General features: G+C 44.8%; 19 protein-coding genes and 1 pseudogene. 12 read left to right on the top strand and 8 right to left on the bottom strand.

Translation table 11 applies throughout. The features are described 5' to 3' along the window. Positions 1–26: 26 nt before the first annotated feature. Complete coding sequence (locus O3Q51_01905) at positions 27–671, bottom strand: HD domain-containing protein (GenBank protein MCZ4407546.1); 645 nt, start codon at positions 669–671, stop codon at positions 27–29. Positions 672–841: 170 nt separating this feature from the next. On the opposite strand from O3Q51_01905, the pseudogene O3Q51_01900 reads away from it, so the two are divergent. From O3Q51_01900 to O3Q51_01885, 4 genes and pseudogenes are all read left to right on the top strand, one after another. After that, positions 842–1,468, top strand: a pseudogene (locus tag O3Q51_01900) (30S ribosomal protein S16). A 282-nt stretch (positions 1,469–1,750) separates the two neighbouring features. Then, positions 1,751–2,281, top strand: coding sequence for a ribosome maturation factor RimM (gene rimM / locus O3Q51_01895; protein ID MCZ4407545.1), 531 nt, complete (start codon positions 1,751–1,753; stop codon positions 2,279–2,281). Positions 2,282–2,336: 55 nt separating this feature from the next. Beyond that, complete coding sequence (locus tag O3Q51_01890) at positions 2,337–2,999, top strand: methyltransferase (GenBank protein MCZ4407544.1); 663 nt, start codon at positions 2,337–2,339, stop codon at positions 2,997–2,999. 101 nt (positions 3,000–3,100) lie between these two features. Then, positions 3,101–3,886 (top strand): hypothetical protein, encoded by a 786-nt coding sequence (locus O3Q51_01885; GenBank protein MCZ4407543.1) that lies wholly within the window; start codon positions 3,101–3,103, stop codon positions 3,884–3,886. Here O3Q51_01885 and O3Q51_01880 read toward each other — a convergent pair. Then, positions 3,878–5,233 carry a saccharopine dehydrogenase NADP-binding domain-containing protein gene (locus O3Q51_01880; GenBank protein ID MCZ4407542.1) on the bottom strand — a complete coding sequence of 452 codons (1,356 nt, stop codon included), beginning with the start codon at positions 5,231–5,233 and terminating at the stop codon, positions 3,878–3,880. The genes O3Q51_01885 and O3Q51_01880 overlap by 9 nt on opposite strands. A gap of 354 nt (positions 5,234–5,587) precedes the next feature. Between O3Q51_01880 and O3Q51_01875 the strand changes: the two genes are divergently transcribed. The 8 genes from O3Q51_01875 (at position 5,588) to O3Q51_01840 (ending at position 14,063) form a co-directional block, all read left to right on the top strand. Next, complete coding sequence (locus O3Q51_01875; protein MCZ4407541.1) at positions 5,588–6,925, top strand: hypothetical protein; 1,338 nt, start codon at positions 5,588–5,590, stop codon at positions 6,923–6,925. Then, positions 6,922–8,295 (top strand): LPP20 family lipoprotein, encoded by a 1,374-nt coding sequence (locus tag O3Q51_01870; protein ID MCZ4407540.1) that lies wholly within the window; start codon positions 6,922–6,924, stop codon positions 8,293–8,295. Before O3Q51_01875 ends, O3Q51_01870 begins: the two co-directional genes overlap by 4 nt. 56 nt (positions 8,296–8,351) lie before the next feature. Then, positions 8,352–8,942 (top strand): hypothetical protein, encoded by a 591-nt coding sequence (locus O3Q51_01865; GenBank protein ID MCZ4407539.1) that lies wholly within the window; start codon positions 8,352–8,354, stop codon positions 8,940–8,942. Between the two features lie 72 nt (positions 8,943–9,014). Beyond that, positions 9,015–9,440: a DUF423 domain-containing protein gene (locus tag O3Q51_01860; GenBank protein ID MCZ4407538.1), complete on the top strand. Its 426-nt coding sequence runs from the start codon at positions 9,015–9,017 to the stop codon at positions 9,438–9,440. A gap of 135 nt (positions 9,441–9,575) precedes the next feature. After that, positions 9,576–11,189, top strand: a complete 1,614-nt coding sequence (pckA, locus tag O3Q51_01855; protein ID MCZ4407537.1) for a phosphoenolpyruvate carboxykinase (ATP) — start codon at positions 9,576–9,578, stop codon at positions 11,187–11,189. A 60-nt stretch (positions 11,190–11,249) separates the two neighbouring features. Next, positions 11,250–11,945: an RsmE family RNA methyltransferase gene (locus tag O3Q51_01850; protein ID MCZ4407536.1), complete on the top strand. Its 696-nt coding sequence runs from the start codon at positions 11,250–11,252 to the stop codon at positions 11,943–11,945. 18 nt (positions 11,946–11,963) lie between these two features. Then, a complete protein-coding gene (locus O3Q51_01845; GenBank protein MCZ4407535.1) occupies positions 11,964–12,629 on the top strand; it encodes a DUF4159 domain-containing protein in 666 nt (221 codons plus the stop codon). A 3-nt stretch (positions 12,630–12,632) separates the two neighbouring features. Then, positions 12,633–14,063 carry a DASS family sodium-coupled anion symporter gene (locus O3Q51_01840; protein ID MCZ4407534.1) on the top strand — a complete coding sequence of 477 codons (1,431 nt, stop codon included), beginning with the start codon at positions 12,633–12,635 and terminating at the stop codon, positions 14,061–14,063. Positions 14,064–14,130: 67 nt separating this feature from the next. Here the strand turns inward: O3Q51_01840 and O3Q51_01835 are convergent, their stop codons facing one another. The 6 genes from O3Q51_01835 to hisS all read right to left on the bottom strand — a co-directional run bounded on the left by O3Q51_01835 (position 14,131) and on the right by hisS (position 21,724). After that, positions 14,131–14,991, bottom strand: coding sequence for a DUF4249 domain-containing protein (locus O3Q51_01835; protein MCZ4407533.1), 861 nt, complete (start codon positions 14,989–14,991; stop codon positions 14,131–14,133). Positions 14,992–14,996: 5 nt separating this feature from the next. Next, positions 14,997–17,357 (bottom strand): TonB-dependent receptor, encoded by a 2,361-nt coding sequence (locus tag O3Q51_01830; GenBank protein ID MCZ4407532.1) that lies wholly within the window; start codon positions 17,355–17,357, stop codon positions 14,997–14,999. A 156-nt stretch (positions 17,358–17,513) separates the two neighbouring features. After that, complete coding sequence (locus O3Q51_01825; GenBank protein ID MCZ4407531.1) at positions 17,514–18,203, bottom strand: alpha/beta hydrolase; 690 nt, start codon at positions 18,201–18,203, stop codon at positions 17,514–17,516. Next, complete coding sequence (locus O3Q51_01820) at positions 18,200–18,667, bottom strand: hypothetical protein (protein ID MCZ4407530.1); 468 nt, start codon at positions 18,665–18,667, stop codon at positions 18,200–18,202. The genes O3Q51_01825 and O3Q51_01820 overlap by 4 nt, the downstream gene beginning before the upstream one ends. Before the next feature lie 175 nt (positions 18,668–18,842). Continuing rightward, complete coding sequence (gene hutH, locus O3Q51_01815; GenBank protein ID MCZ4407529.1) at positions 18,843–20,348, bottom strand: histidine ammonia-lyase; 1,506 nt, start codon at positions 20,346–20,348, stop codon at positions 18,843–18,845. Further along, positions 20,348–21,724, bottom strand: a complete 1,377-nt coding sequence (gene hisS / locus O3Q51_01810) for a histidine--tRNA ligase (protein ID MCZ4407528.1) — start codon at positions 21,722–21,724, stop codon at positions 20,348–20,350. Before hisS ends, hutH begins: the two co-directional genes overlap by 1 nt. Positions 21,725–21,748: the final 24 nt, after the last annotated feature.

The raw sequence follows: 21,748 nt of genomic DNA, 5'->3' as shown, positions 1-21,748 counted from the left end.
TAATAAGTCGGAAGTGACTTATTCGATCACCGTCTCCCCTCCCATTCTCTATGAAACTGCTCCAGAAACGATTCCATAAAAGCGTGTCTTTCCTCTGCCATTCCCTTGCCTGAATTCGTATTCATTCTATCCTTTAGTAGAAGTAGCTTTTCGTAGAAATGGTTGATCGTAGATGTCCGCGTTTTGGCGTAAGCCTCGAAATTGCCGTGAAGAGTAGGCTCCAGTACAGGATCGTGAATGGGTTGGTTGCGGTGGCCTCCATAAGCGAATGTTCTTGCTATCCCGATGGCACCAATGGCATCGAGCCTGTCGGCATCTTGCACCACGGCCGACTCGATGGATGAAACGGGCGTTTCAACCCCTGCGCCTTTAAAGCTGGTTTCGGTGATGATCGTGCTCACCCGATCGGCAAGTTCCTGATCGCCTCCATATTCCAATATGATCGACTTCGCCTTGGCAGGCCCTGCAGTAAGGTCGTTGTCGTGAAATTTGTGATCTGCAATATCGTGGAGCAAAGCAGCCAACTCAACTACCTCCATGTCTGCTCCCTCGGACTGTGCGAGTTTCAGAGCTACTTTTCTAACCCGATCGATGTGGTACCAATCGTGGCCGGTACCTTCTCCTTCAAAGGTGGCCTTTACCAATTCAACAATACTTTCTACAAGACTCATGGCCTCAAAAATATACCTTTGACCTCAGTAAATGGAATCCTGCAAACTGATCAGTGCAGTTTATTCTCTTAAAAACTGATCATTTCCTTCGCGTATTCAAATAAAAAGCAGATATTTGCGGCCCTAAAAATTAATAACGGAGGTTTTCGTACCTCAATATTTAATGATTTATGCCAGTAAAAATTAGACTTCAACGTCACGGAAGAAAAGGACAACCTTACTTCCACATCGTAGCCGCTGACGCGCGTTCACCACGAGATGGTAAATACATTGAGCGCCTCGGATTCTACAACCCCAACACCAACCCGGCTACTATAGAGGTAGACGTAGATACTGCAGCGCAGTGGTTGGTAAACGGAGCACAACCAACTGATACGGCAAGAGCAATTTTGTCTTACAAAGGTGTGCTTTACAAGAATCACCTCATGAGAGGTGTTCAAAAAGGTGCATTCTCTGAAGAGGAAGCCGAAAAGCGTTTTACTGCTTGGTTGGAACAGAAACAAGAGAAAATCGAAGCCAAACAAAAAGGCTTGGATACCGCATCTGATACCGCCAGAAAAGAAAGACTTGCGGCTGAAGCTGAAAAGAGCCAAGCACGTGCAGCCGCTATTGCCGCTGCCAATACTCCTGAACCTGTAGCAGAGGAAGTTGCTGAAGCGACTGAAACTCCTGTAGATCAAGCGGAAGCTCCTACTGAAGAAACTCCTGCTGCTGAAGCGGAAGCAGCTCCGGCGGAAGAGGCTAAAGTTGAAGAAGCTCCAGCTCAAGCTGAAGAGCCGAAAGCTGAAGCAAAAGAAGAAGCTCCTGCTAAGGAAGAGAAAGCTGAAGTAGCTGAAGGAACAGCTGAGGAGAAAACTCCTGTACCCACTCCCGAAGCTGATCCTGTAGAAGCTAAGGCCGAAGAGGCAAAAGAAGAAGCTCCTGCTAAGGAAGAGAAAGGTGAAGAGCCTAAAGCCGAAGCGAAGGAAGAAGCTCCTGCTGAAGAAAAAGAAAACAAAGAGGAAGAGAAGAAGTAATTCTTTTCCAATCATCAAATTCGAAAACCTTCGGCAGATTCTGTCGAAGGTTTTTTTATACCTATGATATTATCTCACAAAGACTGTTTCAACTTAGGACACATTGCCAAGAGCAAAGGTTTTAAAGGGGAGCTCTCTCTATTTCTCGATGTGGATGAACCCGAAAACTACCAAGAACTAGATCGGATTCTGGTAGATTTAAACGGGGTATTAACTCCATTTTTTATTGATGTTTTTCGATTGAAAAACGATGGTTATGCCGATATAAAACTGGAAGGCGTTGAAACCAAAGATGACTCGGTGAGACTTTCAGGCAAACGAGTTTACCTGCCTTTGACAGATCTTCCCCCACTTCCCGGAGACGAATATTATTTGCACGACTTGGAAGGCATGGAGGTAATCGATGAGAGTCACGGAAACTTAGGAATGGTTTTGAAAGTATTGGACTACTCCAATAATCCACTGCTTGAAGTGAATGATGGAAAAGCAGAAGTCTTAATTCCCATAAACGACCTTTTCGTAAAAAAAGTCGATAAGGCAAAAAAACAAATCTTGGTGGACCTTCCCGAAGGACTCGTGGATGTGAATAAATAGAGTGAGCAGACCCTTCCGTTTTAAGCAATTCACGATCCGCCAGAACCACGCACCAATGAAAGTGGGCACGGATGGAGTTCTATTGGGAGCATGGGCCGGTAGAGGAGTTCCCAAAAAAATTCTTGATATCGGAGCAGGTACCGGGCTCATTGCTTTGATGTTGACACAGCGATTTCCTGACGCGCGCATTACGGCTATTGAACCCAACAGTGATGCACTTTATGATGCGGAGTTCAATTTTAGGAATTCCCCATTCGCCGAAAGGCTAAAACTGGTCAAGACCAACATTCAAGACTTTAAAACGGAAGATCGTTTCGACCTGATCGTCTCTAATCCTCCATTTTTCACCAATTCTCTGGTCTCAGAGAATGAAGGTAGAACCGAAGCGCGGCACGCCCATACACTGAGCCCTGGTGATTTGGCGAAAGCCACTGCCCTACTGGCTGAAAATGGAAAAATAGCAGTGATTTACCCGACTGAGACCTACATCGCTTTCAGCGCTGCGATGCGCAAAATCGGATTCTTTGAAGAAAGAAGAACAGAAGTAAAGCCAACGGCGACGAAACCTTTTCACCGCATTATGGGAGTTTTTGGAAAAAGCAATCAACCAACAGAACGTGCCGAGTTGGTCATCGAAAAATACGGCAGACATCAATACAGCGAAGAATATGTTGAGTTGACCCGTGACTTCTACCTTTTCGACGATTCCAAGAGCTAAAACTATTTACAATCCTATCTTCGTATCTCTCTATTGGTAGGGAATCCCATCAACGGAATTGTTTTATCTTGCGCACTATTACGTTTTTCACTCCGAGTAAAATGATTAAACGCAGTTTCTTTTACACCCTGTTTTTGCTTCTAGTATTGGCGTCATGCAACAATGATGGTGATGACGAAAGTGATTTCCCCAGCAGCATAGGGATCAGAGGAAAGGTATTGACTCAAAATGAGTTTCAGCAGCCCTTGTATGAAGAGCGCGACGGAGTGGAGCTTCAACTCGAAGTGGGCTTCCGTGAGTTTTTCCTTGACGCTGACAATGTCGGGCAGTGGCAGTTGGGCGGAGCTCCCGTTGGAACTTATGCATTTACCCTTCAAAAAGAGGGCTACGGAACGATTGAACAAAGAGGAATTCGAATTAGTACGGTAAATCCTGAATACCCCGTTTTTAATGGATTTCAGACCATCCCGACTTTTGTGTTGACAAAGCTTCCGATAACTCAATTTGAAGATATTGAGCTCGATCTCACCTTTACTGAAATGGGCGAAGACACGATATGGAATTTGGATATGTCGGCCGTGATGAGCCCAGCCCCACCGCCAACCGGTCAAGCGAAAGGTTACCGCGTTTTTTGGGGAACCGATGAGTTTTTGAGTACGGAAAATTACCTCTTCCAGGCTCACTACACTTCCACATCACCTGAGATTACTTTAAACTACAATGATCAAATTTTTGATCTTTTGGGTGTTAAATCAGGAGATGTCATCTACGCACAATTCTACGGTGACGCTAATTTCAATCTTGAAATCACAAACCAAGACGGGACGTTGACTTTCCCTAATCTTTCGGCAGAGCCGAGCCCGATTGTTTCGGTAGCTCTACCCTAAGCTAGCATTTTCTATTTCTCTTTCGTTGAATTCAATTCCATGCTCCTCTAGCTCGGATAATATTGGCTTATACAGCTCAGGAATTGTAGGAATGTGCACCCCGGAGATCTTGAACTCACCGTTTAAAACCAGTCTTGCGGCCATGCCAACAGGAAGTCCTACAGTCTTGGCCATCGCCGTTCGAGGACTTTCGTCCCCTATCACAACGAGACTCGAATTAATCTCTTTCAATTCTTCTTCACCTGGCTTCTTGTAGCAGAGTTTATGCCACATGACAATCATGTCTTTATCACCTGGATCTAGTGTCCATTTCTTCTCCAGAATGTGCTGTAGGATTTGAGCAGGACTAGATGGTTTATCCAACCCTATCGGTTCGTCATCAAATATTCCGATCCATTTCAATTTATCAATGATCTCGCTATCCTGATCCAGCTTCATGTAGTGCATCAACTTTAGCTCTACACTGTCGTTTTGATTAAAAGCCAAAAACGCATTTGTAAATTGACGATGCGTCATATTCGGACAATCCTCAATAGTATAAGAATCATCGGTCATTCCCATTTGCACAAAAATATTCCAAGCTCTACAAAAACCCACACGACGCAGAGTTCCGCGATAAATAGTAGGTATACCTTTCAGATCGTAAGTACCTCGATAGTTCAGCGAATCGCGATTGGCGTATCCTTCGAAGCGACCATACCCTGGAATCTCAATAATCTCAGTACGTCTAAATAGCTTTTGGTAAGGAATGTATTTGAATCTGCCATTGTGTTTAAACTGCACCGCACCACCTTGTCCGGCAAGTACTACGTTGCGCGGATTCCAAGTGAACTTGTAATTCCACGGATTGTTATCACTCTCGGGAGCTACCAAACCACCGGTAAAGCTTTCGAAACAGGCTATTTCATTTCCTTGAGATCTTATTTCATCAAGGAGTTTCATTGCCGACATATGGTCTATACCCGGGTCAACTCCGAGCTCGTTCAAGAAGATCAAACCCTTTTCTTTTACTTGATCTTCCAACTCGCGCATCTCTTTACTGACGTAGCTTGGTGTTATCAAATTCTTGCCTGCATTAAGGCAATCTTTTGCCACTAAAATGTGCAAGAAGGCCGGCAACATGCTTATGACCAGATCAGCTTGGGAAATCAACTTCATCCGCTGCGAGTCATTTTTGGCGTCGAGCTGAACCAATTCTACATCGGCATCGTCTACCAGAGATTTAGCAGCTTCGGGATTCGCATCAGCAATGATAATCTTCCACTGATTTTGTCCTGATCTTTCTATCAAATAATCCAAAAGTGAAACGGACGATCTCCCCGCTCCAAGGATCAATACATTTTGCATAATGGCAATTCTTTATTCTAGGGAAAACGAAGTTATGACTCTATGGTAACCCATCATAAATTCTCACGTATCTTCTTTTCAACAGAGCTACTGCATAACTTGATTGGAGCATTTGGCACGAGCGTTGCTAATCTCTGAACAGAAAAAAGTTAATTTAGCTTCTGACCTCTTAAACATGATTAAAAATTTACCTGAATATTTTCATAAATCAATGGATCACTCGTCTTTGAAAGACGGTAATTCAAAACATGAGCTCAGAGGCTACAGTAATAAATTGCAATTTTCTTCTTAAGACAAGAAATGCCTCTACTCAAAACATACAACGTTAAACTGATCAGAAAGCTGGTCTATTGTATGGCGATATGCTTCATAGCATACGGATGCAATGGCTCAAAATCGCTGTCAAAAAAGGCTGTAAAGCTTGAAGAGGCAGGACTATACTCAGATGCTGCTCTCTTTTATTACAATTCCCTACTCAAAAATCGAAACAATGTAGATGCCCGTATTGGCTTGACCAAAATGGGCCAGCGAATGCTGAATAACAAGGTGGATGAATTCACCAAAACCAAGGCCATGGGAGAAACCAAAGAAGCGGTTTATTCCTATTTGGAAGCCATGGCTTACCACGATAAGGTGGAGCGATTGGGAATAGACCTAACCTACCCACGCTACATTACTGATGACTATGAAGATGTAAAAGCCGCATACATCAAGGAGCTATATAACGAGAGCAACGAATTGATGGCTGATAAGAAGTTCAATCAGGCTACCATCTTGCTAAAGGAAATAGAGCAGTTGGAACCTGGTTATAAGGATGTTTCAGCTCTTAAAAACACTGCCGTAAACGAACCACTTTACATCGCAGCAGTGCAGCATTTTGATGGTGGGAGATACAGATTGGCTTACTACGAATTTGATGAAATCTATCGGGTTGATCCCAATTACAAAGATGTAGCTGTACTTCGGGATGAGTGTCTCGACTTAGGCAAATTCCCTGTGGCAATAGGTGAGTTCAAGAATAGTTCTAAGCAAAAAGGAGTGAACGATAGACTGACTGCTTTTGTCATTACCGAACTGTCGGCGATCAATGATCCCTTTTTGAAAATTGTCGAAAGAGATAACTTGGAGTTGATTCTGGAAGAACAAAGAATGAGCCTGAGCGGAATTGTCGATGAAGGGACTGCTGTAGAAGTTGGAAACTTGCTCGGCGCAAAGGCAATTATAACGGGAACCGTCATTTCCTACGCCGAGCGCAGGGGCCGATTGAAAGTTTCTGAAAAGAAAGGGTTTGAAGGGTACCGAGTAAAACTTTACAATAAAGAGACTGACAAACACTACTACCAGACGAGGTATAAGCCGGTAACATACAAAGAGTACTACAATGCGAATGAAGTATCCATCTCATTCCAGTACAAAGCCATCTCGCTGGAAACCGGTGAGGTACTGTTTTCTGACATCGCAGAAAAAAAGATTTCTGATGATGTGTATTATGCGTCGTATGAAGGTGAAGCTACGAAACTCTACCCTGCAAATGATGATGGAGTGATTACATCTCGTTCTGACAAAAACCGACTCTTAGGTATGTTGAGAGCCGAAAGGACATTGCAAACAGTAGATCAATTAGCAAATAGTGCCTACTCAAGCGTAGCTTCTGACCTCGCCTCAGAACTCACAAAACTTATGCGCCAATGAGAGTTCTGAGCTATGTCTTTTTATGTACCGTCCTTCTATTTTCTTGTTCAAGCCAAAAAAAAGTTGCTACAACAGAGAACTTCCCTGCTTCGCCCACTTGGGTTCAAAGTAGACCAATTACCAACTCTTACTATGTGGGAATTGGAGTTGCCCAAAAAACGCCGGGAACTGATTTCAGAAGTGCGGCCAAAGAGAATGCCTTAAGCGATTTAGCCTCAGAAATAAAAGTGAACGTCAATTCCAACTCTCTCTTATACACCCTTGAACGCGAATACAAATTTGAACAAGAGTTCAGAGAAACCATACGAACGAGCACCAATCTTGATTTGGAAGATTTTCAGCTTGTAGAACAGTTTGAAGATGCCGATGCATATTGGGTTTATTACCGGCTCGATAAATCCACATATGCAGAAAAGCAACGACAGAAAAAAGAATCGGCTGAGTCATTGGCTTTGGACTTTCTAGCGAAAGCCGAAGCCGCCGAAGCTGATGGACGCTACTCTGAATCGGTCGACTATTACTTGAGAGGCCTTCAAGCCATCGAGGAGTTCTGGGCAGACAAAAACGAGGCTGTCTTTCGCGGGCAATCAATATTGCTCGACAATGAACTATTCAGCGGACTCAAATCAATGCTCGACGGAGTGGTATTGGACCTAAGCAATAAGCCAAGACTCACTTTTCAAAACAGTTACCAAACCGAAGCAGAACTATCGGTGGCTGATTCAGAATCGGGCCAACCGCTTTCGGGTGTTCCTATCAACTACGTTTACCAAGGCCAGTACGGAAGAATCAAGGGTTCGCTTTCCACCAATGTCAATGGCAGAATTACTATACCCATTTCGGAAGCAGAACGGTCTACTAAGCCAAATATGCTTTCAACCGAAATCGATACAGAACAACTTTTTGAACCTTTCAAGGGAGACAGCTTTATGCGAAAGCTGACTGAATCTTTGAGAGGCAAAAGCATCTCTTCTCGGATCGACTATTCACCACCCTTGGTGCACATCGATGCTGATGAAAGAAATTTGGGAAACGAAATGAGCGGTGAACCAATAAGTGCTGCCATTATCGCGTCGCTCAATAGAAAGGGGGTGCGGTTTACGAAAGATCCCAAAAAAGCCGACGTAATCATCGAATTAAAATCTGATACGAAGTCTACGGGAGAATCACAGGGATTTTCAACTGTAAGACTCGAGCTCGATGCCAATGTAATCGATGCTCGAAAAAGTGAAAGTGTATACAAGATTTCGAAAACCGATATTAAAGGAGTTGACCTCACTTTTGAGAAGGCCGGACTCAAAGCTTATCAAAATTTCACTAAAAACATTGAATCAGAGCTGATGAGAAAGCTCGCAAACGACTTATTTTAAACACAATAGCCATTTGGCACAATTTCTGAATAAACTAACAACCTAATACGGAAACAATGAGAACAATTGCACGAAGCACCGGAATTGCAAAAACTGCCTTTTTATTTTTGGCGGTAGGACTAGCCTTCACGGCTTGCAAGAAAAACAAAGAAGTAGCAGCTCCCGCAGGAGAAGTTTTAATTAACGAGTACTGCGCCGGAGAAGAGTATTTCAGCAACGATGAATTCTTCAGATCAAATGGTTTGGGAGAAAGCATGGATCAGGCCACAGCCAAAAAGAAAGCATTCAGTAATGCGAGAGCTGATTTAGCCTCTGCGATCAATACAACCATCCAAGGAACAATTGATAACTACGTGAATTCACGTGAATTCAACAACCGCGAAGAGGTAGAAGAAAGATTTGAAGGTTTGACCCGTGAAGTTCTGGACCAAGAACTAACAGGTACTAAGACCATTTGCCAAAAGGCAGTGAAAGTTACGGAGACCGGAAACTACAAATACTATGTGGCAATCGAGTTGAGCGGACAAGACTTGATCGGTGCTATGAATGAAAGGTTATCTCAAGACGAAAGGTTGAAAATTGACTATGACTACGAACAGTTCAAAGAAACCTTCAACCAAGAGATGGAAAAATTGAAGAAAAACTGATCCTCGACTCTATGAATCAGGAAAGGCGGCCAGGAAGGGTCGCCTTTTTTTGTTCTTGACTATTTTTGACAAATGAATTCAATCGAAAAGTCAACAATTGCCATCGGTGCTCTTTCTATGGCCATGGCGGTCATACTCGGGGCGCTTGGTGCTCATGCTCTCGAGGCGCTTATTTCAGCTGAGCAGCTAGACAGTTTCAAAACAGGTGTCCGCTATCAAGTGTGGCACTCTTTGGCACTCATCGTCCTTGGATTTTCAGGGAGTAAATTACTCAGCACGAAAAATTTCAAGATTCTCTCCTCTCTCTTCATTGGGGGTATTATATTCTTCAGTATTTCTATTTATCTCTTAAGCACTCGAGATCTTTTGGGCATTGAATCTTGGAAGTCCGTGTTGGGACCAATTACTCCTATTGGAGGCTTATTACTAATTGTAGGCTGGCTGTTCTTTGCATACAGGGCTTGGACAGCAAAGAAGACAGGGATATCTGTTGATTGATTTGTTAAAATGATCCTGTTTAATAAACTTTTCCACGATACAAACTGTCAAAAGTCAGGAATTCTCATTCTCTATTATGACCTCAAACCCTTACCTTTGACATGTAACACCAACTGAAGAATTAAACCATTTACTATGAATAATTACGGAAGAATTCCTGAGAAACACGATCTCTCTTATCTGGGTTTAGAAAATGTGGGAAGCGCATTTTGGAACTTAACACCAGCCGAATTGGTAGAAGAAACGTTGGTTCTAGGACTAGGGTCGCTTTCAAGCACAGGTGCTTTAGCTATTGACACGGGAGACTTTACAGGAAGATCTCCTAAAGACAGATTTATTGTAGAAGACGATATTACCCGCGATGCCGTTTGGTGGGGTGATATCAATAAGAAATTTGATTCCGACGCTTTCGATCGCCTTTATGACCGCATGTGCGCCTACCTAACAGGCCGCGAAGTCTATGTGAAGGATGCAGCCATTTGCGACGATCCTAAGTATCGTGTACCGGTAAGGGTTGTCACCGAATTGCCTTGGAGCAATATGTTTGTAGACAATATGTTCCTGCGTTTGACGAACGAGGAAATCGATAAAAACGATCCCGAATGGAATATTGTTTGTGCCCCAAATTTCTTTGCTGTTCCTGAGTTAGACGGAACACGCCAGCCAAACTTCGCCATCATCAACTTCACCCGTAAAATGGCCATTGTAGGTGGGACTGGATACACTGGTGAAATCAAGAAAGGGATGTTCAGTGTATTAAACTTTATCCTTCCACACCAGAAGAATGTACTGGCTATGCACTGCTCTGCCAACATTGGCAAAGACGGAGATACAGCCATTTTCTTCGGTTTATCAGGAACTGGTAAAACAACACTTTCTTCAGATCCTGAGCGAGGATTGATCGGAGATGATGAGCATGGTTGGTCAGACGATAGCGTCTTCAACTTCGAAGGGGGATGTTATGCGAAATGTATTGATCTTACCGAGGAACAAGAACCTGAAATTTACCGAGCGATCAAATTTGGAGCTATTTTGGAAAACATCGTTTTCAAAGAAGGTACATCTGAGCCGGATTATACGGATTCGACTAAAACTGAAAATACGAGAGTTAGTTACCCAATTCACCATATTGAGAATGCGGTAAGTCCTTCGAGAGGAGGAGTTCCAAAGAACGTATTCTTTTTAACTGCTGATGCTTTCGGAGTGTTGCCTCCGATCAGTAAACTGACTCCCGCCCAAGCCTCTTACCACTTTATTTCAGGTTACACGGCAAAGGTTGCCGGAACTGAAGAAGGAATCACAGAACCTGTTGGCGCATTTTCGGCTTGTTTCGGAGCGCCATTTATGCCATTGCATCCGGGGGTTTACGCAGAAATGCTAGCTGACAAAATGGAAAAAAGCGGAGCCAATGTTTGGTTGATCAACACAGGTTGGTCAGGTGGTGCCTACGGAACAGGAAGCCGAATCAAATTAAAGTTCACGAGAGCCATGATTCACGCAGCTCTTGACGGGCATCTTGATAATGTTGATTACCACAATCATGAGATATTCGGATTGGCTATTCCAAATGAATGTCCAAATGTTCCTACAGAGATTTTGAACCCGAGAAATACTTGGGCCGACAAAGATGCCTACGACAATAAGGCCAATGTCCTTGCAGGCAAGTTTGTAGACAATTTCAAAAAGTTTGAGTCAGGCGTATCTGAAGAAATTCTGAACGCAGCACCTCAAGTAAAAGAGAACGCTTAAACACAATACATTACTCAATGAAGCCCCATGGATTTCCATGGGGTTTCTTTTTCTCAAATAATGCACTTCTTCTTAGACCCTGAATTCGATCCGAAACATGGCTTTCTCAATCCTGAGGAGAGCAAGCACGCTGCGCGTGTTCTTCGATTGAGGGAGGGCGATGAAGTTCTGATCGGAGACGGAAAAGGCGTGCAATACACTGCCAAAATCAGCCAAATCTCCAAGCTGGATGTCAAGGTGAGTGTTTTGGAGAAGAAGAGCTACCCTAAACCACTTCACCGTGTGACAGTAGCTATTTCACCTACAAAAAACCTGAGTAGATTCGAGTGGTTCTTGGAAAAGGCAACCGAACTTGGCATAAGCGAAATCGTTCCATTGATTTCTAAACGAACGGAGAGAGCGAGAATCAAAGATGAAAGGTCTGAGAAAATTATTCTCAATGCTTCAAAGCAATCCCAAAGAGCTTTTGTCCCGATCCTTAGGCCGATGATTACTTTCGAAGAACTTGTGAGAAAAGATAGCAACGGGGGATTGATCGCCCACTGCATTAGCGACAAAAAGCGCACACCCATTGAGGTAAACCCCGAAGGATCTGAATCGCTGATCTTGATCGGGCCCGAAGGTGATTTCACTCTGGAGGAAGTTGAACTAGCGGAACAGGCAGGATTTAAAGGAGTTGTGCTGAATGAAAACAGATTGCGCACCGAAACGGCAGGAATTTTGGCCGTGGCAATGCTTCAAATGTCTTCGCGTTAAGTTTATATTTGACTGAGCATGAAAAAACTTCTCTTCCTTTTCGTATTGATTTCAAATTCCGTCTTTGCCCAAGACGGCTCATTTTCATTGGCGGTACTTCAATACCGTGGCGGAGGAGACTGGTACTCCAATCCGACTTCCGTTCCCAATCTGGCGGAGTTTTGCCGTGAGCAACTCAACATGAGTATTGGTGAAACGAAATATGTTGAGGTAGGTAGCCCTGATATATTCAACTATCCTTTCATCCACATGACGGGGCACGGAAATGTGGTGTTCAACAGCAATGACCGTGAAAACCTTCGGCTTTATCTACTTGGAGGTGGCTTTCTGCACATTGACGATAATTATGGAATGGATGCTTTTTTGAGAAATCAGCTAGAGCAGGTTTTCCCCGAAAAGGAGTTGGTTGAAATTCCTTTTGACCATCCCATCTACCACCAGAAATACGACTTCAACAAAGGGCTGCCAAAAGTTCACGAACATGATGGAGCGCCGCCGCGCGGTTACGGAATCTTTCACGAAGGAAGACTTGTACTCTTCTATAGCGTAGAGTCTGATCTCGGAGATGGTTGGGAAGATCCTGCCGTGCACAATGATCCTGAAGAGACTCGTCAAGAAGCCCTGAGGATGGGCGCCAACTTGGTTCAGTACGCTCTGGTAGGCGAAAAAACAGAAACACCTTAGAAAATGGCAACATACGACTCCAGAAGAGCCGCATTCCGTCACTATCGAAAGAAAGCATTTCACTATTTATTCAACACTTCCACTTTTATTGGGAATGTCATAATAGCGCTCGGAATAGCCTATTTCATTGATATACCGGATTCGTCTCCCGCGATGAACTACGTGCTATTCCTACTCATTCTCGCAGTCGGCTTGTGGCTTACTGAAGCCATTCCTCCTTTTGCCGTGGGAATCTTCATCATTGCCTATCTGGTCTTTGTACTGGGCTCAGACTACTTCCTCGTATCGCCTATGGACGTATCGGTCTACGTGGGCACTTGGACAAGTAATGTTATTTGGCTCTTATTGGGAGGGTTCTTCCTTGCCGAAGGAATGCAGCGAGTGCAACTCGATAAAGCCCTGTTTCAATTTACCGTAAAGCGGTTTGGGTCCAAACCGACTAGCCTTCTCTTTGGACTTATGATGATGACTGCCGTCGCGAGCATGGTCATGTCGAATACAGCCACTGCTGCCATGATGATTACCAGTATTCTGCCATTGGCTCGAAGCCTGGGAAAGGAAGCACCGATGACCAAAAGCCTATTGATCGGAATCCCTGCAGCAGCATCCGTTGGTGGTTTGGGAACTATAATCGGTAGTACGCCAAATGCCATTGCAGTAGGGGCTCTAGAGGCTGTTGACATCAAAATCGAGTTCCTCACCTGGATGGCTTTTGGAGTTCCACTAGCCCTATTCTTGGTTTGGAGTTTTTGGGTTTATCTAAGCAAAAGGTATGTCCCTCAAGTCAAAGAACTCGACTTGAGCTTCATGGAGAAAGAAGACGAAGCGCATCCAGTTGACAAAAAAGAACGTAACATCATGATTTTCACGTTGGTTTTTACCGTATTGCTTTGGAGTACCGAAACTTTACACGGTATTCCTTTGGCGGCAACCTCCGCTGTACCAATTGTTATTCTCACGCTTACGCGAATCATCCGCGCTGATGAAGTCAGATCACTACCATGGGACACTCTGATGCTCGTTGCCGGTGGTCTTGCCCTTGGTCATGCCATCGTTGATGTTGGCCTTGCCAATGAATTTATCGTATTGCTGGAAAGCATCAATATGCCCATGGTCGTCTTGGCCATCCTTTTTGGGTATTTGACTTTGGCCTTGAGCAATGTCATGTCAAACACGGCAGCTACCTCGATTCTAGTTCCGATAGCACTCGGGCTATCAGGCACCTACCAACTTTCGGTTCCATTGATTGTGGCGCTCTGCGCCTCATGCGCCCTTTTTCTACCTGTCTCTACTCCCCCGAATGCAATAGCCTACAGCACGAATCTACTCGAGCAAAAAGACTTTAGAATCAGCGGTGGTTACTTCTTTGTATTGGCCCCTGTGATCATTTTTCCGCTGGCGATGCTGGTGGCGTATCTGATAACGATGTATTAGGTACGAAGTATTAAGAAGGCCACCTATCAAAATGACTTTGTACTTCGGTCTTAAAACTTCAAAAAACTCACTCCACTCCCACCACAATCGTGGCCCTATCTCTTCCTGAAGCTCCGAAAAAGCCCAGCGCTATATCATCAGGATCATTCACATTTTCAATGTTTCCTCGAATGGGTGAAGGAGGAGGATCGAAAGGTCCACCCACAAAGGCTGTCTGCGTTTGCAACAATTGTAAGAATTCGCGTGCGTCACGCGAGATGCGTTCTTGAATGATCACAACTGTATCAAACTGAGAGTAAAGTTCATCCGTCACGTTAAAATCAGGAATTGGATTTCCGTCTACGAATTGGTCATCAGTAACAAAAATATCGAACGGTTCACGCGCTTCTTCTCCGTTCAGAATAGAACGCCAGCGGTAGTTGTCACCAAGACCGGCAGGCTCTATGGTAAAGATAAGGACATCGTAAATATCATCGATATTTTCACCGTCATCTACATCGGGTTCATCTTCCGATAGCTGCCATTGGATATCTAGAATCGGAACAGGCTCGAAAATTTCCTCGAAAGAAGACAAGTAGCGTTTTCCATTTTCTAAGACAATCTCCAGTTGGTAGGCTTTACCAACAGTTCCCGAATCGGGATAAGTATAAACGCCCGGGCTTGTTTCCGTCAATAGAGTTTCCATTCCTTCATTGTCGCGGATAAAGACATTGGCTCCGGACACGGGCGCGGGATCGGCTTCGTCAAAATAGGCGGCCGTAGTGGTGAGAATAACATCATGCGGCCGATTTTCATTGGTAATCCAACCTTCTACGACTAAGAATTCATCGCCTTCGGGCAAGTCGAGTTCTACAACATCTTGGCAAGAGCTTAGTATTGCTGTAGCGGCCAAAAACAAAAAGAGGTTTTTATATAAAGTTCGTTTCATGGCTATTAAAATTTGAGGTTATAAGTAACGCCCGGAATAATGCTTCCGAAGATGCTCAAGCGCACTGCTTCAGTCTGAGCGGGATTGTCTTCATTTTGACGGAAGAAAATGCTGTATGGGTTTCTTCGTCCATAGGCATTGTAAAGGGAGAAGGTCCATGACCCTTCCCAAGTATCCGGTCTATTGAAAAAGAAAAAAACTTTATCCGTTTCATTGGGAATCAAGGTGGCAGAAAAATCCAAGCGGTGATAAGCCGGTGTTCTGGCCCCATTTCGATTGGTATAGTTTGGAACAACGATTCCTTCGTACACGTACCTGGAATCGGGATAAGTAATCGGTCGCCCCGTCATAAAGGCAAAGTTTCCACCAAACTTCCACTTTTCGTTAAGTTTAAATTGAGCCACTACGGAAATGTCATGAGTTTTGTCGTAATTCGATGCATACCAATCGTTTCGATTGATGCCATCCACTTGGAGCTCACTTCGGCTTAAGGTATAACTCACCCAACCGGTCATTCTACCTTTCACTTTCTCGACTTGAAATTCCAAACCATATGCTCTTCCAATTCCTTGCAAAAGCTCCGTCTCCACATTGTCATTGAGCAGCAGCTCTGCATTGTCCTTATAGTCCAGCAGATTTTGGTAGTCCTTGTAATAGACCTCCACCGATGCTTGGTACATATTGTCATCAAAATTGCGGAAGTACCCAACCGAAATCTGATCGGCAATCGCAGGATCCACATACTTACCGGCAGGCGTCCAAATGTCGATCGGAGTAGCTGCGGTGGTATTTGAAACGAGTTGGATGTACTGACGCATTCGATTGTACCCTGCCTTAATCGACGATCGTTCAGAAAAGGTATAGTTGATTGCAAACCTTGGCTCAAATCCACCAAAATCGGCAATTACTTCTCTGTTTCCGAAACTCACGGTATCCACGATGGCTAAATCCGAACTCGGAATGTCGTCTTCGTACATAAATACATCACGCGCACCGTAATTGAAGAAATGGCTGTACCGCACACCATATTCAATGGAGAGTCTTTCTGTGATGGTTTGCTTATTACTGATGTAAGCAGCAGCTTCCAGTGCATTTTCTCCTTGTACTTCAATTACATTGAAAATAGACTGCTCTCCAATTCCTTCGGCACGACCGGGAGAAAAGCTGTAGAACGTAGCGTGCGCACCAAACTCTATGGTGTTCTTTACATTGGGGAAAAATGAAAAATCAGCTTTAAAAGCTGTGTTTTGAATCCCCGCTTCCCACTCAAATGCGTTTACACCTTCCGGCACACCGAGAGAGTATTCATAGTCACTATAAACGGCAGAAAAGTTGGAGAACAGTCTTGGGTTAAAGAGGTGATTCCATCGCAAAGTGGCTGTATTGTTTCCCCAGTAGCTTTCAAAATCATTGCCGAATTTAAAACGGTCTGCGCCGAAGTAACCGGAAAGAAAAAGTCGATTCTTTTCGTCAATCTTGTAGTTCAGCTTGGCGTTTACATCGTAGAAGAATAGTTTGTCCCCTCTGAAGTCCTCATTAAATATGGGTAGCAAAATATCGCCGTATGAGCGTCGACCTGCGACCATAAATGACATCTTGTCTTTGATGATAGGACCTTCAAGTAATAATCGACTTGATACCAGTCCGATACCAGCGTTGCCTGCAAACTTTTTAGAGTTTCCCTCTTTTTGACGAACGTCTAGAACACTGGAAAGCCGCCCACCGTACTTGGCGGGAACACCACCTTTGTAAAGCGTCAAATCCTTTACGGCATCGGCATTGAACACCGAGAAAAAACCGAACAGATGAGAGGAATTAAATACCGTGGCCTCATCCAAAAGAATAAGGTTTTGATCGATATTTCCTCCGCGAACGTTGAACCCCGTAGCTCCTTCTCCCACTGTAGAAACTCCCGGTAAAAGCTGAATACTTCTGATGATATCTACCTCTCCCATGAATTGTGGGATATCCTTCACCATTTGAGCATCCATCTTCTCAACTCCTATGTCGAGGTTCTTGACATTCTCATTTGCTTTATCGGCGGTGACCTCAACGACTTGGAGTAGTTTTCGATCTGGTTGCATTTCGACGTCGTATGTGCGATCGCCGGTTAATTCTACAGATTCCGTTTGCGCGGCAAAACCAAGGTAATTGAAAGTAATGTTGTACGTGCCTTCCGGCAAAGAAATCGAGTAGAAACCGTAAACATTTGTAGTGGTTCCGGAAGCGATTTCGTCCACGTAAACGGTGGCACCGATCAGGCCTTCCCCGTTCTCAGAATCCCGCAGGTATCCGCTCAAGGTATACTTGGACTGCGCAAGCGCTGAAGCACTCACGAGTACAAGCATTAGTGTGATAATTCTCATGGTTAATTTATTGTTTCGTTTTGGTTCTTGCTCCTAGTGACACGTAAATCCCAAAAGGTTGCACGGGAATCGTAAAAATACCGACTGGATAACTGCGCAAAGGTGAAAGAATAATATGCAAGGGAATCAACTTTTGTACGAACGGCGGCCATAAGGTTATGAGCGGCATTCGTCTGAGAGGTAATTTATTCTAACCAATATATCATCAATTGTTTGGGAAATAATTTTCGTTATTTCCTCCCCTCTCTCAAAAATCATAAAATGATTGCCTCCTTCGATCATCGTAGCATCGGTGATCTTTGATGCGGGGAAAACCCGGTCGATCGTTCCGTGGATGCGCACCGTGGGAAGCTTGTTTTCAGGTGGTTCCCATTCGAGGATAGACTTAGCCCCAAACTTCATGAAATCAGGATCAGAATCGTGAAGCATATCCAAAAATAGCTTCCGCCCTTCGGGAGACTTCATCGTAAACTGATCGGCAAATTTGGCTATGCCTTCAAGAGCGGGTTTATTAAAAAGTGAAGCCAATCGAAGTTGGCGAGCCCATTCAAATAGCAGGGGCATTTCTGCTCGTGAAGTCGCTGTGGAGATGAGCACCAATCCCGAGGGATTGGTTACGTGCGCCAGCTCCTGAGCAATCATTCCACCCATGGAAATTCCACCGAGAAAATAAGGCTCTTCGAAAGTGTAGTGCTCCGCTAAAAGCTGTGCATAGTCCCTTAACGTTTTCGATTCTTTGGGATGAATAAATTCCAATGGAACCAATTCGTAGCCTTCGATCGAGCCGAGATTTTTAAATAGGCGAGTATCGGCACCCATGCCGGAAAAGAGGTAAATCTTTTTCACTCCTTGGGGAATTTCTTGACTTGTGTTTGGTACATGATGATCCAAACCAGATTCCAAAGCAAGGTGAAAACAAGCACGGCAATTCCAAATTGGCTAAAGCCACCAAAGACGGCAGGAATAAATGCCAAACCGATTTGCGAAGCGATGTAGAGTACAAAACCGATTCGGTTGAGTCGAAACATCAATATGACCCCGATCATCTCAATCCCAAAAAAGAGAAAATTGGCAGCTGCTACATTTCCCATCGTCAGCATCAGGTTGAGGTAATAGGTCTTTACATCGTCGCGAAGCCCTTCCATCGGTAATTCAAATTGATCAAGCCGCTCCATGAAGCCATCTATAAAGGCCTGATCCACATCCGGCGGAGCGATGGCTCCGAGCACTCCCGAGATAATTCCGTAAGACGCGTTGAGCAAACTCAGGAAACAAATGACTTTGAAGAATTGGGTATGGATAGGTTTCAAATGGTGCAATTAAGAATGTTCAATTAGGGATGTTCGATTAAGAATGAGCAATTGAGAATTAAAAATGTTCAAGTTCGATTAGCGTTCCTGCTAACTGATTAGCAAACGGCCCTAAAATTGTGTCACGAGTCGAGAGCGGACAATCCTCATTTTAAATTCTTCATTGTCATATTCATCATTTCTTTTGAAGATACTTACTCACCAAAAGTTCATCTAAAAACTCCTTGCTCTTCGCAATTAATAAGTACATCTCTTGATCGTGCTCGATAGCAGGAACAGTTTTGCGGTAAGCGGCATACAGGTTTTTGATGCCGGAAGCACAACCTTCCGTTCCCCTAAGGTGAAGCGCTTGGCAGGCATTCAAAAGCTCAATGGCTAGAACGGACTGCACGTTTTCTACAACTTCCATGGTTTTCACAGCAGCGTTGGCTCCCATACTCACGTGGTCTTCCTGCCCGTTGGACGAGTCAATGGTATCAACAGAGGCGGGCGTGCAGAGCTGCTTGTTCTTGCTCACGATACTCGCGGCTGTGTATTGAGGGATCATAAATCCCGAGTTCAATCCTGGGTTCGCGACCAGGAAGGCGGGCAAACCACGGGTTCCTCCCACCAATTTATAAATTCTCCGTTCGGAAATGCTGCCGATCTCGGCCATAGCAATCGCCATAAAATCCAGGGCCAGTGCCAAAGGTTCTCCGTGGAAATTTCCTGCCGAAATGATCTCATCCATTTCGGGAAAGATGGTAGGGTTGTCAGTAACGGAATTGATCTCATTCTCAAAAACATCGAGGCAGTGGTTCACCGCATCGCGGGCCGCTCCATGCACTTGAGGAATGCAACGGAAACTATAGGGATCCTGAACGTGGGCTTTGGCCTTGTAGAAATTCTCGCTGTCGCCCAGCAGGTTTCGGAAATGCTCTGCCACCATTCGCTGTCCCGGCTGACGACGCACTACATGCACCGCATCGTTAAACGGTTCGGGGCGTCCATCATACGCCTCGAGAGACGTCGCGCCAATCAGGTCGGCCATGTCGAGTAGCCGTTTTGCATCCAGGCAAATGGCCACTCCATAAGCACTCATAAACTGAGTACCGTTCAGCATCGCCAAGCCCTCCTTACTTTTCAAAGCCAAAGGCTCCAAGCCGTAATTGGCCAAAATCTGAGCAGTTGGACGCTTCTCGCCTTTTTCCCAAACTTCGCCGAGACCGAGCAACGGCAAGGCCAAGTGGGCCAATGGGGCCAGATCGCCCGAAGCGCCGAGGCTTCCTTGATCGTAAATCACAGGAAGGACATTGTTGTTATAATGCCAAATCAATCGCTCTACCAATTCAAGTGTAGCGCCCGAATGGCCGTAAGACAAGCCTTGAATCTTTAGCAAAAGCATCAATCTGATCAGCTCGGGCCGAATTGTTTTTCCCGTTCCCGCCGCATGGGAGGTCACCAGATTTTGCTGCAATTGCCCAAGACTTTCATTGCTGATTGTGGTGTTGCACAATGAACCGAACCCAGTGTTAATTCCATAGATCGGATCATCGGATTTCTCCATTCGTTGGTCCAGATACTCCCGGCACTTGATAATTTTCTTCTTCGCTCCTTCACTCAACTCCAACTTCGCACCTGAACGAACGATCTCGTCTACTTTGTCCAGGGTTAAATATTCATCAGAAATGGCGTGTTGCATCAAGTGAGTTTTTGAATGAGTTCGTCAATGTCGAGGGCAAATTGCTCGCCGCTCTCCATGTCTTTCAGGGTCAGGTGGCCACTGTTCATCTCGTTCTCCCCCACTAGTGCCACAAAAGGTACTTGTTTGTCGTTGGCGTACTTCATTTGCTTTTTCATCTTGGCCCCATCGGGATAAAGCTCCGCACGGATGCCTGCCTTTCTGATTTTCACCAAAGCATTGTGGCAGTAGTCGGCTTCGCTTTCGCCAAAATTCACAAAAAGCAATTTCGTGCCTTCGGTCTCCTTATCGGGAAAGGCATTCTCGGCTTCGAGAAGATCGTAGATTCGGTCGGCACCAAAAGAGATTCCTACTCCCGACATGTTCGGCATTCCGAAAATTCCCGTGAGGTCGTCATAACGTCCGCCGCCACAGATACTACCTACTTGACTTTCTGTCAATGGCCTCACCTCGAAAATGGCACCAGTGTAATAATTCAGTCCGCGGGCAAGACTCAAGTCCAAAACGATTTTGGCCGATTCCATTCCTAGCTTCTCAATCTTTTCCAAGATAAATCGGAGTTCCTCTACTCCTTTTTGACCTTCTGGGCTTTCGCCCAAAAGCGTTGCAACTCGATTCAGCATCTCGGCATTGGGCAATTTCTCGGCGGCTATTTCCAAAAAACTTTTAAGCTTATCGATGGCCGACTCGGGAAACTCCTGCTTTCGCAAATCTTCCAAAACGGCATTCATAGGCATCTTGTCCAGCTTGTCAATGGCGATGGTCATCGGCACCAAACGGTCTTTCTCACCGATGTATTCGGCCAGAGCTGCGAGCAGTTTTCGGTTATTGAGACGAATCTCAACAGGCAATCCCAGCTCGGAAAATACCTCATCGAAAATCTGGCAATACTCCACTTCACATCTCAGCGAATCGGTTCCCACCACATCGGCATCGCATTGAAAAAACTCGCGGTAGCGGCCTTTCTGCGGACGGTCAGCTCTCCAAACAGGTTGAATTTGGTAGCGCCTGAAAGGGAAGCTGAGGTCGTTTTGGTGCTGGACGACGAATCGCGCAAAGGGAACGGTGAGGTCGTATCTTAATGCAATATCCGCCAGATTTTTTTCCGACAACTTCCCATCTTCAGTTTCTCCTTGATTTAGGACAGCGCTGAGTGCTTTCTGTAATTTTTGATCGCGTTGTAGAATCTTAAAAATCAATCGATCCCCTTCATCGCCATACTTCCCTGTTAAGGTTTCCAAGTTCTCCATCGCGGGAGTCTCAATCGGCTGATAGCCGTACTTCTCAAAAACCGCACGTATCGTCCCGAAGATGTAGTTTCGCTTGCGAACGACGTCAGGCAGAAAATCTCTTGTTCCTTTAGGGGTGTTGGGCATATGTTATTCAGTATTAAGACGGCA

The organism is Cryomorphaceae bacterium 1068, assembly GCA_027214385.1.
Lineage (GTDB): Bacteria > Bacteroidota > Bacteroidia > Flavobacteriales_D > Cryomorphaceae > JAKVAV01.
This window is presented reverse-complemented; position numbering and strand designations above follow the sequence as displayed.

What these genes read in the sequence shown, in the direction of transcription:
- O3Q51_01890 (MCZ4407544.1), top strand. Translation starts at nt 2,337, where the DNA reads ATGAAAGTGGGCACGGATGGAGTTCTATTGGGAGCATGGGCCGGTAGA.
- O3Q51_01835 (MCZ4407533.1), bottom strand. Translation starts at nt 14,991, where the DNA reads ATGAAACGAACTTTATATAAAAACCTCTTTTTGTTTTTGGCCGCTACA.
- O3Q51_01870 (MCZ4407540.1), top strand. Translation starts at nt 6,922, where the DNA reads ATGAGAGTTCTGAGCTATGTCTTTTTATGTACCGTCCTTCTATTTTCT.
- hutH (MCZ4407529.1), bottom strand. Translation starts at nt 20,348, where the DNA reads ATGCAACACGCCATTTCTGATGAATATTTAACCCTGGACAAAGTAGAC.
- O3Q51_01885 (MCZ4407543.1), top strand. Translation starts at nt 3,101, where the DNA reads ATGATTAAACGCAGTTTCTTTTACACCCTGTTTTTGCTTCTAGTATTG.
- O3Q51_01880 (MCZ4407542.1), bottom strand. Translation starts at nt 5,233, where the DNA reads ATGCAAAATGTATTGATCCTTGGAGCGGGGAGATCGTCCGTTTCACTT.
- O3Q51_01875 (MCZ4407541.1), top strand. Translation starts at nt 5,588, where the DNA reads ATGGCGATATGCTTCATAGCATACGGATGCAATGGCTCAAAATCGCTG.
- O3Q51_01845 (MCZ4407535.1), top strand. Translation starts at nt 11,964, where the DNA reads ATGAAAAAACTTCTCTTCCTTTTCGTATTGATTTCAAATTCCGTCTTT.
- O3Q51_01850 (MCZ4407536.1), top strand. Translation starts at nt 11,250, where the DNA reads ATGCACTTCTTCTTAGACCCTGAATTCGATCCGAAACATGGCTTTCTC.
- pckA (MCZ4407537.1), top strand. Translation starts at nt 9,576, where the DNA reads ATGAATAATTACGGAAGAATTCCTGAGAAACACGATCTCTCTTATCTG.
- O3Q51_01830 (MCZ4407532.1), bottom strand. Translation starts at nt 17,357, where the DNA reads ATGAGAATTATCACACTAATGCTTGTACTCGTGAGTGCTTCAGCGCTT.
- hisS (MCZ4407528.1), bottom strand. Translation starts at nt 21,724, where the DNA reads ATGCCCAACACCCCTAAAGGAACAAGAGATTTTCTGCCTGACGTCGTT.
- O3Q51_01860 (MCZ4407538.1), top strand. Translation starts at nt 9,015, where the DNA reads ATGAATTCAATCGAAAAGTCAACAATTGCCATCGGTGCTCTTTCTATG.
- rimM (MCZ4407545.1), top strand. Translation starts at nt 1,751, where the DNA reads ATGATATTATCTCACAAAGACTGTTTCAACTTAGGACACATTGCCAAG.
- O3Q51_01840 (MCZ4407534.1), top strand. Translation starts at nt 12,633, where the DNA reads ATGGCAACATACGACTCCAGAAGAGCCGCATTCCGTCACTATCGAAAG.
- O3Q51_01865 (MCZ4407539.1), top strand. Translation starts at nt 8,352, where the DNA reads ATGAGAACAATTGCACGAAGCACCGGAATTGCAAAAACTGCCTTTTTA.
- O3Q51_01905 (MCZ4407546.1), bottom strand. Translation starts at nt 671, where the DNA reads ATGAGTCTTGTAGAAAGTATTGTTGAATTGGTAAAGGCCACCTTTGAA.